General features: G+C 61.7%; 11 protein-coding genes. 4 read left to right on the forward strand and 7 right to left on the reverse strand.

Annotation, left to right across the window (positions count from 1 at the left end):
* Positions 1 to 95: 95 nt before the first annotated feature.
* The gene (gene mobQ, locus IVB01_RS19450) at positions 96 to 1,286 is read right to left on the reverse strand and encodes a MobQ family relaxase (RefSeq protein WP_247299895.1); all 1,191 of its coding nucleotides are present in this window, start codon (positions 1,284 to 1,286) and stop codon (positions 96 to 98) included.
* Between the two features lie 241 nt (positions 1,287 to 1,527).
* On the opposite strand from mobQ, the gene IVB01_RS19455 reads away from it, so the two are divergent.
* The 3 genes from IVB01_RS19455 (at position 1,528) to IVB01_RS19465 (ending at position 4,355) form a co-directional block, all read left to right on the forward strand.
* The gene (locus IVB01_RS19455; RefSeq protein ID WP_247299899.1) at positions 1,528 to 1,842 is read left to right on the forward strand and encodes a hypothetical protein; all 315 of its coding nucleotides are present in this window, start codon (positions 1,528 to 1,530) and stop codon (positions 1,840 to 1,842) included.
* A 13-nt stretch (positions 1,843 to 1,855) separates the two neighbouring features.
* Positions 1,856 to 2,503: a hypothetical protein gene (locus tag IVB01_RS19460; RefSeq protein ID WP_247299902.1), complete on the forward strand. Its 648-nt coding sequence runs from the start codon at positions 1,856 to 1,858 to the stop codon at positions 2,501 to 2,503.
* A 1,243-nt stretch (positions 2,504 to 3,746) separates the two neighbouring features.
* Complete coding sequence (locus IVB01_RS19465) at positions 3,747 to 4,355, forward strand: hypothetical protein (RefSeq protein WP_247299906.1); 609 nt, start codon at positions 3,747 to 3,749, stop codon at positions 4,353 to 4,355.
* Between the two features lie 500 nt (positions 4,356 to 4,855).
* Here IVB01_RS19465 and IVB01_RS19470 read toward each other — a convergent pair whose 3' ends face one another.
* From IVB01_RS19470 to IVB01_RS19495, 6 genes are all read right to left on the reverse strand, one after another.
* Positions 4,856 to 7,261 (reverse strand): hypothetical protein, encoded by a 2,406-nt coding sequence (locus IVB01_RS19470; RefSeq protein ID WP_247299909.1) that lies wholly within the window; start codon positions 7,259 to 7,261, stop codon positions 4,856 to 4,858.
* Positions 7,262 to 7,436: 175 nt separating this feature from the next.
* Positions 7,437 to 8,498 carry an XRE family transcriptional regulator gene (locus IVB01_RS19475; protein ID WP_247299911.1) on the reverse strand — a complete coding sequence of 354 codons (1,062 nt, stop codon included), beginning with the start codon at positions 8,496 to 8,498 and terminating at the stop codon, positions 7,437 to 7,439.
* Entirely contained in the window at positions 8,499 to 9,086 is a 588-nt protein-coding gene (locus tag IVB01_RS19480) for a hypothetical protein (protein WP_247299914.1), read from the reverse strand.
* A gap of 142 nt (positions 9,087 to 9,228) precedes the next feature.
* Positions 9,229 to 10,143, reverse strand: coding sequence for a tyrosine-type recombinase/integrase (locus tag IVB01_RS19485; RefSeq protein WP_247304047.1), 915 nt, complete (start codon positions 10,141 to 10,143; stop codon positions 9,229 to 9,231).
* Positions 10,144 to 10,193: 50 nt separating this feature from the next.
* Entirely contained in the window at positions 10,194 to 10,454 is a 261-nt protein-coding gene (locus IVB01_RS19490) for a hypothetical protein (protein ID WP_247299890.1), read from the reverse strand.
* A complete protein-coding gene (locus IVB01_RS19495; RefSeq protein WP_247299892.1) occupies positions 10,451 to 10,768 on the reverse strand; it encodes a hypothetical protein in 318 nt (105 codons plus the stop codon). Before IVB01_RS19495 ends, IVB01_RS19490 begins: the two co-directional genes overlap by 4 nt.
* Before the next feature lie 604 nt (positions 10,769 to 11,372).
* Here IVB01_RS19495 and IVB01_RS19500 point away from each other — a divergent pair.
* Complete coding sequence (locus IVB01_RS19500; RefSeq protein ID WP_247330370.1) at positions 11,373 to 11,756, forward strand: hypothetical protein; 384 nt, start codon at positions 11,373 to 11,375, stop codon at positions 11,754 to 11,756.
* The last annotated feature ends 28 nt before the right edge of the window (positions 11,757 to 11,784 follow it).

Here is an 11,784-nt window from a genome sequence, read left to right on the forward strand (position 1 = left end):
CGAAGGCCGAACAGAAGCGCAAGCCCAAGTCCCGCAAGCCGGTTCGGAACGATGGGTGGGGCAGGGACTAGCGCGCCGGCCCGTGGATCGGCCGCTCAGCGGCCGATCCCACGTCCACGATCTCGCCGCATCACGGCGCGGACCCTCAGTAACTCCTGTTCGATACGATGGCGCTCAATCTCCTCTCGACGCAGGTCGCGCTCACGTGCCGAGGCCTGCTCACCATCTCCCAAAGCCAAGCGCCGCTCAGCTTGTTCGTGCCTCAACGCGCGCTGTCGTTCCTGTGCCTTGATGCGCTCATCGGGAGTCAGGCGCTCCCCTTCGCCGCGTGCCAAGCGACCCACCGACACCGCGAGGTTGGTATCCCGCAGCGAGGCCATGGCACCTTCGCTCAAGCTTTGACGCAGGCGGTCGCCGAGTTGCAACCGAAACTGCGCGGCCTTTCGGAGCAGCGTGCGCAGGGTCGCGGTCAGCGTTTGTCGGCGGGCACGCTCAATCCGGAGCGCGTCTACGGCCTCGCCTTGGTCGGTCTGAATGCCAGCGCGGGTTCGGAGGTGGTGTCCCCGCCCGAGCTTCGGCTCCGGCTTCCGATCAAGCACGAAAACCGCTGCGTCGGCTTCGTCCGCCTTCTCCGTGTCACCGCTGGCGCGCGCATCGGCAGCCTCAGCCTTGGCGTCCTCGCATTGTGCCGCGAGCGAGAGGTGGCTGACCCGCGTCGGCGCTCCGGCACGCTCGAGCGCTTCGTTCAGATGCGAAGCCCACGCTTCACGGAGATGCAACAGGGTGTCTCGAGCGTCGAGAGCTTTTTCCTTGCCTTCGAACCCATCGGGACCGACGCGACGAGTCGAGATCAGCACGTGAGCGTGCGGATTGCCGCCGTCCGGATCGTCTTTTCCCGTCCGTCCGTCGTGGTGCGCGATGTCCGCGACAAGACCGAGCGCGACAATCTCCCGCTCGACGAACGCGCGGACCAGCCGGACGCGATCCTCGACGCTCAGCTCGCGCGGCAACGAGAGTACGGCCTCTTTCGCGAGCCTACTGTCGACCCGGCGTTCGCTCGCCTCCACCATCTGCCAGAGCTTCTGGCGATCCGTGCGAGCCCATGCCGGTGCGCTTGGGGGAGCGAGGAGTTCGCGCGACGAGACGCCCTTGCGCCGCCTGTAGTCGAAGACTTGGCCGCGGCGGGCGCAGACCATCCGGGTGCCGGAGCGATAGGCGGCTGCGGCGACGGCCGAACGCCCGCCGGAGCGGCCGATCACCTTCAGCTCGAAGCGGTACAGCGCCATCCCGTCACCGCGCCCTGTGCGCACATACGTGGTCCAGCGGCCCGACGCTGGCTCGGTTTCAGGGTGAGGAACCCTGACGTCCGGCGCCTAAGCGCCGGACTGGGGGGAAGCCGTCCGGCGGGGCGCAGCCCCTGAGGACCGCGGGTGTCGGACGCAGTCCGAGACGTAACCGCGCCCTTCGGGACTCAACCCTAGCTTTGCCCGCCCCTCGAATGCAACTCTCAAAAAGCGAGCTTCGAACATGGACACGACCGAGACCAAGCCGAAGCGCATCAAGCGCACCCCGGAACAGAGGCTGACGGCGCTTGCCGCTGAGACCGCACGTGTGGAGGCAGAAATCCAAGCCAGGGATGAACGGGAGGCGAAGGTCGTCGGCGCTGTTGTGATCCGATGGGCCTACGACAGCCCTGCCAATGCCAAGCAGCTGGTCTCGATCATCGACAACGACGGTCTTCCGGATGTGGACCTCCGAAGGGTCACCGACCTTCTCGGCCGCCTGCACATCTTCTCCATGAGACAGGATCCTGTTCCGCCCACCGAGACGGAGCACTCGTAGGACCCTGCCGACAATGGACGGCGCGAACTCAACCGACCCCGTCATTGAGTTGCTCGACACGCTCAAGGCAGTCCGCCGCGACGTGGACCGACTCGGGCAGGACATGCAGGGGACGCTCAAGGCCGCACAGGCGGCCGAGATGGCGGCTGCAAAACCTCGTACCCTCACCCTCGACGTGTCGGCCCTCGGGCCGGCCTTCGGAACGCTGTCCGACCGCGTCGCGTCGTTGGACACGACGGTCTCCGCGCTCGGGGCCGACCGACTGCGCAGCGAGGTCGTGGCCGCGCTGCACGACGCGCGCGGTGAGATCGACGCAGCGACGCACGGGGTTCGACAGGCAACGGCTCGGCTGACACTTCGCCTCACCGCAGTTCTGAGCCTCGTCGTGCTGGGCGCCACCGGCGCACAGTTTGCCGGCGTCGCCGCGTCTACCTTCTGGGGTCAGGCGGAACGCGCCCGCCTCGCCGCCGAAGTCGAGCGCCTGCGCGTCGCATTGCCGACGCTCCAGGCGCGGGCCGAGGACTGGCAACGCCGCGCAGGCCGCGTGGTGCTGACGAACTGCCAGTCCGATGACAGGCGCACGCGCCTGTGCGTCCGCATCGACCTGAGCGCGCCGCGGTTCGGCCCGCGTGGCGAGTACGCCGTGCTCGACGGCTACTGAGTGCGCAGCGGGCCGTTCGGAATGACGATCGGGTGCATGAGCCTACCGCATGGATGGCACTCGCCGTGACGGACCCGGTCCGGAATCGGAAGGTGGCCTTGCCCTCGCCCGACCCTGCCTCCCGGCAGCTCTTTGCGACGTTTCCGCTGGCCGCTGACCGCTCCAAGATTGCGCTTTCTGAGATCCTCTGTCCGTGGGCTCGAGTTTTTTGAAGGCACCCCCCCCGGTTCGGCCGCCCTTCGCGATCCAAGCCCGCCAAGCGGCATCCACGATGGTGATGCGGTTGGGATCATTGCGCCGGCCGAGAAGGCGGCGCTCCTCGACGTGGAGAAGCCCGGAACGGGCAGCCGTCCGGATCGCGTTGCGTGCCGTCGAGGCCGACACCCCGGCTCGCGCCGCGATGGCCGACACGCACAGTTCACATGCGCCGCGCGCCCGCACCTCGTCGGCGATGATCCGTAACGCGGCGAGTTCGCCAGTCGTGTGCCGGGCCGCGAGCGCCGGGGGCATTGGACCAGAGGCAGCCAAGGTCCGCCGTCGCTCTAGTGACCGAGCGCGATCCGGCGAGCGCTGATGGCGTTTCGGGGGGAAGATGGACGGTCGGCCCGGCGGGGCGTCGCTCCGCGGCCGGGAGCTAGCAGGCCTTCGCGGCGGCACGGGCGCGGCCGGGATGACCGTCCGCCCCTCGATCAGCGCCGACAGCGCCTCGGCCTCGGCCTCACTCACCTGGCCCGCCCCGAAGGCGCGCCACAGCAGCGCCGCCACCTCGGGCAGCGCGCCCCGGGGCGCAACCTCGACGGCGCGCCTAAGTTCTTCAGCGAACATGTCCCAGCCCTTGCGGGCCACGGCACAGCAGCGAGCATCGCCTTAGCGGGCGACACCCTTCCACAGAACGAGCAAGACCGTTGACGGGATTGGCGTCCCGTCTTGACCCCTAAGGGTGCTCGTGAGACTGTCGGGAGGTGTTTGATCCCCCGCCGGTCTCTATGAGATCGGTCCACGGCCTCTCAGGTTGGCGCCTGAGGGGCCGTTGCTTTTTCTACGTTGCCGTCGTGGCGGTTATCTCCTCGAACCGGCACGAGTCCGGCATTCGCCCACCATCCCCGTACCGACACAGGCAGTCAACACGGCTACGGTAAGCCCTCCCTCGACGGGGGTCTCGAAAGGGCGGTCAGATACCCTTTCGAAAGAGTTATGGACACACCCTCTCGTCCGTCTCATTCCGAGTGACCGAGGGGCTGTCATGAGCGAGGTGTCGAAGGGGGTTTCGTCCCGCATCATGACGTATGCGGAGATCGAGGAAGCATTCTCTCTGAAACCGGCTTCAGCTCGGCAGCTCGTGCGCCGACAGGGCTGGCGTAGGCTCCCCGGTAACGACGGTAGGACCCGGATAGAGATCCCTATCGAAGAGTTTGAGCGGGCTCTCAAGAGAGGTGTCGAAACCCCTCTCGATGAAAGCGAAATCGATGCTGAGCCTCCTGTCGAAGGCCCTCTCGAAAGGACCTTCGTTGCCTTCCTAACCGCCCATATCGAACGGCTCGAGCGGGCTCTCACAGAGGCGCAGCAAGCTCTGTCGCAGGCGGTAGCTGACAGGAGCGCCGAGACTGAGAAATCCGATCACTTAGTCGGGGAGGTCGCCGCTCTCGCTCGGCAACTCGCCCAGGTCGTTGAGGAGGCCGGGGGTCGCGAGCGCGAGCTGCAAGCGCGATTAGCATTGGCCGATGCCGCAGCGGCTCAATCACGGGTAGAGTTGAGTGCTTTGGAGAAGAGAGCCGAAGCGGAGACCGCCCAGGCCCGCGCCGAGCTGGAAGCCTGGAAAGCACGCCCATGGTGGCGTCGGCTCGCCGGCTGAACCGCAGTTGTGCACCAGTCCGGATCTGGGAGGCTGTAAGTTCGTAGATCGTCGTGGGTACGGGTGTCCGTCATGAACGAGAGATCGCGTCGCCCACCACAGGAGCCAGGGCGGCCGGGATCCTACTGCAAGCGGCGTGCGGTCTCTGGTACCGGCAGATCGCGGCGGGCGGCCTCGGGGGCTTCCTGGCGGTCCGTGACCCAGATTATCGCAGCGCGCTCGGCCGCGGTCACAACCCGCCCTGGGCCTGCTGCACGGGCTTCCGAGATCAGGGCCTCCAGGGCCGATCTCAGCTCATCTGTGAAGGCGTCGTCGTTCACCCGGTTTGGACCTTTGGTATTTCGTCTACGCCAACTCGGGGTCATCGCAGAGGATGTTCGAAAACGTACGCTAAGCGCCCATACCTATGCAGATTGACAGCGCGGAGACGAACGTTCTCTCTCCGCCTCGTGTCCCGAGATCTCGCCTGCTTGCTTACCAGCATGAGCCGCTGCTGCACGCTAAGTTTTTAGGAAGCCAAGATCATAAATCATCGGTGCTAGCTTCGATGTCAGCGTCTCGTAGGTTGAGTCAAAGACAGCAAATTCGGTTTCGATTTTGTCTTTCTGTTCCTCGCGTCGACCAAGAGCGGATCGGATCTGATACCATCCAACATCGGGGCGATTGAGTTTGAGGCTTTGACGAACGCTATATACATCGGTGATGGAGAAATACGTTTGCCAAAGGATTTTACCTGCTCGTAAGACTGCGGAAGCCTCAACCGAAAACTTCTTTTTATGTAGGTATTGAACCATAAAATCTGATTCAAATCGGTCAGGTGCATTAACTTCAGCCTCGGTGAACGGAATAAAGTGATTGACCAGACTCCATTGGCGACCATTCCACTCCAATCCGTTCGCGCCAGCCGTCAGATTTTGTGTGCTGAACAACATCCAGACTAAGCAGTCCATCTTAAATTCTTCAGTAAGAGGCTCATCAGGCTGTAAGAACTGATCCCGATCATTGAGCCACGACGGCTTAACTAGACGCCGTACCGCAAACACAACTGCCGATTTCCAGAGATTTTCCTTGGTGACGAAAAAACCGCCTGCGCTACAGTACCCTGATGATAGCAAGGCGGTAAGATTTGCGTGTTGAACATCACCACCGGGCGCAATCATTCCGCCGATCGCTCCGTCTGCCCATTTAGTGCCACGCACATCTTTAATACTAGTCGTTGGCACGAGCGCGCCTTTCAAGGGCAGGGCGTCATCCTTATTAGACCTTGCCCGCTTAATCCAATTGCTCAGAAATCGCTCACTTGGTAGATTATAGAATTGCTTTTCGCCAATTGCTTCGCCTTTTTTATTAAGAACCTCCGCAACTATGTTTGTAATTGGTGTCTTCTTTTTTGCGGAATTATCGGTTTCCCAAATAAGGAAGCCAATAGGGAAATTCCCATTTAGACCATCGAATGCTTTGCTAGGCACCAAGAAACCGCCGAGATAAGATGCATTCCAAAACGACCTGAATGGCTCAAAATTTGGAGCATTTACATATTTCAAGGTACTGAACATAGCCAAGGTAGCGTTTGGTATCTCTTTGGCGATCCGCACTAGAAATTGCACGAATAGTTCGCGCGAAGCGTATCCAAAATCACTGATCGTTTTAGCAATCTGCGTCTTTGAAACGCTTTTTTTGCTCTCTGAATTTTTCCCACGAGAACTTGTGATGTTATCTATGTTTGCAGCTTCTGCATATGGCGGATTGATAAGTATCAGGATCTTTCGACCTTCGGCGATTGCCTGCCGCAGAGCGGGCGGCACTTTGTTGGTGAGGCTATAGTCAATTCTGCCATCAGCCGTAATGTCATCATTGAGATAATCATATTGAAACCGAGTGGCGGAAACGCAGGTTCTAGTAGCTTTCATAACATCGACGTCAGCTTGATCTAATGTACTCATAAAAACGTTTCGCGGGTTGGAATGCTTGGTTTCCAAGTTCCCAACGCCGCAGCACATGTCCCAAACTATGTAGTTCTTCTGCCAGTTCTTCCCAAGAACGTCGGCTAACTTATCGTAGGCTTTATCAACCACGTGGAGTGGAGTATAGAAAGCGCCCTTGAAGCTACGCTCGTCTAGCGGGATTAGGGAGTCGCGACGCTCTAATAAGTAATTGCGATACTCCTCATCTGGTGGGCGGTGATAAATTGACCAGAACTGACGGTAACCCTCACGATTACCTAGTTTATAAAGTTTACCGTCGAGGGAAAATACGGGCGCTTCTCCTTGATGGAGAAGTTCGGCCGGCAAGTTTTCATGAGTCGCCTTGGTTCCGTCATGCATGATGTCGGCGAAAAAGAGAAGGGCATATTTATCTACCGGAGCACCGCCGATTTCCCGACCGATCATCTCGACCCATTTATCGAAAACTTGCTTCAAATTATCTGGCGTGATCGAAATGCGGATAATATCGCCCTTTGTCAGAGCGGCTTTTACAGTACTGATGAATTCATCTTCGTGCGTCGCTATCCTGAACGAGACCATCCTTGTTCCAATGAACGCGGATACTTGGTCGAGCGCCTCCTTCGGGAATTTAGTAGCCGACTTGCCCCATTTTATCGTCTTCTTTTTCAAAAATGGAATAACATCAGCGGTCTTCATCAGAGCCGCCTTCTCAGTATCCATTACTGCCAGGAACGGTGGTAACTCGTCCCCTTTATTCAACCCATCCTGCACATAATGCAGAAGCTGGGTGAACATCTTATAACTTGAGTCCTTGCCGTGATGTTTAGCCTCGAACCACATTTCCTTCGTACGAATATCAATTAGCCCTTTGGTATATTTCTTCAAGCCTAACGCCTGAATGTAAACATCTTTGACGTCTTCCTCGCTGCGGACATCTTGTAGTTTTTTGTACAGAGACATTATGTTCCCGCTGGACCATGCCCGATGCACGGTAGACATCGCCGTTCGCATATGCCGTGGCAAGCGCTGTGGCAGCGTCGTGAATATCCTCACCCATGGGGTTCTCGTAGTCGAGGGCGGCGGAGACAACGCCTACTGGACACGCGTCCTCGTCACGTAGAAGGGGACCCAAAACTCAGTTCGAAACCACGAGGCGTAGGCCCTGGCGCGGGAGATACGCGCGCTCAACGTCGGCTTCGTTCGCAGCCAGAAGGCGCGCCAAGTCAGACAAGCTGTATCCAAGCTCGTTGCAGTGATACTTGATGATATCTCTAAGGCGCCAAGGTTCTTCTACCTGTATTTCGTATGGCTCACCCTCGTTGAAAGATTTATTATACTGAACATTCATGTTTTTGTACTGAGAATCAGTAATTAATTTTAGGTCGTAAGTTCTTTTAATCAAGCTTTTTATAGAGACCTTCCAGTACGCTTTCACTCTACCGAGAGCAGTAATCTTAGGAGATATCAAATATGATTTGATATCCGAGGCAGGCATGAGGAAAGCCGCAGCGAAGCGGTGCGCCTCCTCTTCCATCTTCTGATCGTCGTCAGGCACGGTGTGCATAACGATGTGTCCAAGCTCGTGCGCGAGCGAGAAACGGAAGCGGTCCCCGGCAACATCCTTGTTCATGAAGAAGAGCGGTGGCATGCCCTCCGAACGGAAGCTGATGCCGTCCAGAAGCTTGGTGTGGAAGCTCGTCATGATGACGATGCCGCCCGCCTGCTCAATCGTATCAACCACGCAGGCGACCGGCCCACGCGGCAGCATCCAGTACGCGCGCAGCCGCTCGGCGACCTTCTCTGGCGTGAGGCCGCTCTCGTCCAGGTCGATCTGAGGGATCGGCTTGGCGACTTCCAGGTCGTAGGAGCGCAAGAGCCTCGCCACGTGCTGACGCCGGATGTTGATGACCGCACCGATCCGCGCGAGTGGCTTCGCGCCGAGCTTCGTGCGCTTGCGGTAGTGAAAGGCGGGGAACCCGATCGCGCGCTCGCGCTGATGGAAGAAGGCTGTAGGGAAGCGGAGTGCCTTCGCGAGGTTGCCCAGCACCTCGTCGGAGGGTTGGCCGATCAGGCCGTGTTCGAGCTTCGAGATGAGCGCCTGCGTGACAGACGCCTCTCTCGCCAGATCAGCCTGGGTCATCTCGCGCGCCTCACGCGCGAGTCTCAGCATGTCAGCGTTGAAGACCGCGTCGGTCACTTAGCGTCCTCGTCTCGCACGCGCCGCCTCAAAGTCGGTCCGACCAGTGTCAGGGATCCGCTCCGGCGTGATGTCCACCCACGCAGCCTGGGCTTCCGTAGCGGTGACCTGCGCCGTCCAGATCACGTCCTTGCCGATCTGCCTGACAATCATCACCCGCTCGATCGCGGCCCCGGCGGCATCCATTTGGTAGCCCGCATACAGACGCACGGCCGCCTCGGGCAGATCGAGGAGGGGCATCTCGTCGTCATAATCCTGCTGTTGCAGGGTCTGGTAGTTAGCGTGTTGGCCTAACCCGTTCACCTTCTTGACCCGGATCAGCGCCTGATCCCGGTAGTTGAGCAGGTGAAGCCCCCGGCGATCCAGGAAGTTCACCCCAGGCGTGCCGTCGAAGCGGTCCATCAGCGCTCGTTCGGCGTGGTCGTAGATGCAGCACGCGGCAGCGCGATCACTGTGCTGCGCACGAACCGCATCCGAGTACCCGTCACCGTTGTAGGTGGCGACCGCCTCGTACAAGGCGTCGTGGATGCCGAGCAGCAGGGGCTCGATGATCGCCATCTGGCGCGACTGGTCTTCTTCCACGTCCATAAGGCCCTCTCCATCCGGCAGCACGTCGCGCCCTTGGAAGGATATGGCGGAAAATATAACCGTTTCAATAACCGAGCCGCAACTCCTTGTCGGGCCTTACGCTTTGGACTCCTGGGCGTCCCAGACGAGAGCCCTGGAAGCGCTACAATCCGATCTCGACAGCGAGATTGTCGGCGAACAGGGCCCCCTCACGGACGTACCGGCGCAGGGTGCTGAGCGAGGCGTGACGGGTCTGGTGAGCGATCCGGATCTCGCCAACCCCGGCATGGGCGGCCGAGGTCGCGAACCCCGCCCGCATGGAGTGGCCCGCATAGGCCGCCGCGTCGAGCCCGGCGGCGCCAGCGCGGCGCTGGACGATCAGCGCGACGGCGTTGCCGGACAGCCGCCCGCCGAGGCGGCCGTGACGGTCGACGGCGCGGAACGCCGCCCCCTCGGCGATCCCGGTCGCGGCAAGCCACGCCGTGTAGGCGGCGGCCGGACACGTCGCCTGTCCCGTGCGCCCGACCGCGAGCACCGCGCCGCGACCCTCGGCGTCGGTCTTGCTGCGCCGGATCGTGACCCGCAGGCCCTCGGGCAGGACGGCGATGTCGGCCACGTCGAGGGCGGCCAGCTCGGAGCGCCGCAACGCGGCGGCGGTGCCGACCAGGAGCAGGGCGCGGTCGCGCCGGTCGGCGAGGCCGTCGCCGAGCCCGGCGAGCACCTGCTTCAGGCGCGGCACGGTCAGGGCCTCGGCGCGGCGCTGGGCGGAGCCGCGCTCGCGCCGGAGGCCCGCCAGCACGTCGGCCACGGCCGGGTGGCGCACGTCGAGGCCGAGCCCGGCCCGGCGGTGCCGGGCGGCGAGGCTGCTCACCCGCCGGGCGAGGGTCGCGAGCGACAGCCGGTCGGCGCAGTCGGCGAGGTAGAGCCCGACCACGGCCGGGGCGGCGGGCAGCGGTTCGAGGCCGCGGGCGGCGCACCACCCCGCGAATTCCCGCCAGTCGGCCTCGTAGGCGCGGAGCGTGTTAGCGGCGCGCGCCTGCCGAGCGAGTCCGGCGGCGCGGGCGGCGACCGCTTCCAAGTCGAGCGCGGGGCCGATTGCGGTCTCTGCGACAGGGGTAGGAAGGGTGGTCACGGGGAACCCACGTCGTTGGAGGTTTCGGTCGCCAGCAGGTTCTGGATGAGCGTTCGGTGCGTGTGGTTGATTGAGAGGGTCCAGTCGATCTCGCACAGGAGGCGCTCGGCGCAGGTCCGCGCCTTCGTGCCGGGGTCGAGGCCGTGGAGGAGGTGAACTTGCCGTTCGCGCCGCCGCTCAGTCTCGGCGATCTCCCGATCTGCGTCCGCGAGCGCGTCATCGAGGAGCGATGAGGCCGGGACGGGCGCGACGGTCATCCCTGACCCCTCAGGTCCTGGAGCTGGAGTCGGGCCTCAAGGACAAGGCGTAGTTTCGCGTCGGCGAGATCGAGCAGATCCTGGGCGCTCGCCGGGAGGTCGGGGCGTTCCAGGGCCTCCTTCAGCACCCGCTGTTCCTGACGCAGGCCGTCCAGGGTGCGCATGTCCTCCGACATCAGCCGGTCCTGCTCGGCGGTGTCGGCCCCATCCCGGATTAGGGCGAGGAGCCCAGCAGTCCGCGCGGCCGAGCGCATCTCGATCGCGGCGATCTCCCGGCGCACGTCCCGGAGCATCTGCTCCAACAGCGCCACCATGACCGACTCCGTCTTGACCTCCGATAAGCGTCATTATCACAGCCCAGAAGACGCCACCCCGCGGCTGCCCACACCCTAGGCAGCTCCTTCACGAAACTGTGAATTGCCGCCAATTCGGGCTTTGGCGAGCCGCCAAATTCCATTAGGTTACTTTTAAGAATGTATTCACATGTGGCCAGTGAAGTCCATCGACTTCACTGGGGTGGCGAATGCCCCTCCACATGTGACGGGTCTCTCCCGTCTTTATGATGTCGTTCTTGCTCCTTGTAGCAGTATTTCTCAGCTTTTTCAAGATACTGTCTGCCGGTCCGGCCCACTTATCCAATGGTCTCCGCTCTGTACTTTCGGCAAAGAGCGATATTCATAGACGGCCTCGCAACTGGAAATGCCGGGGCCTCACATGTCCAACTCCAATCAGAACGAAGACCGCAAAGATCAGAATGCCTCCGCTGCGCCGGAAGCTTCAAACCCGCTGCGCCCTCATGATTGTCGATATCTCGTACAGGTCAGGAGAGCCGGTCACCTTTCATGGGAGTGCCGCAAGGAGAATGCCCTTCTTCTGAGTACCGCGACGTACGTTGCGGGCGTCCCCGTTCCGGAAGACGTGCGGATCGAACTCTGGGAATGCGAGATCGAGGATTTCGAGATCGATACCTGGGACCGCGTGCGGCTCCTCAAGCGTGACAACAAGGAAATCACGCCCGAGGACGAACGCGCGTTTGAGCGGATCCGGGTGCGCGTTGACCGGTGTCTGACCTGTCGGTGCAAGGTCCCACCGAACGTCGATGACGGGCCGAATTTCGACCGTACCATCGGCGATCTCATCATCGACGCGCGCGCCAAGAAAGACGCGGAGGCCAAGCCCGCTCCCGTCGTTCCTCAGCCGGCTCCGGCTCCGGTGCCGCCGAACCTCACCCCGAAGGCCGAACAGAAGCGCAAGCCCAAGTCCCGCAAGCCGGTTCGGAACGATGGGTGGGGCAGGGACTAGCGCGCCGGCCCGTGGATCGGCCGCTCAG

It is taken from the genome of Bradyrhizobium sp. 164 (assembly GCF_023073715.1).
Classification (GTDB): Bacteria; Pseudomonadota; Alphaproteobacteria; order Rhizobiales; family Xanthobacteraceae; genus Bradyrhizobium.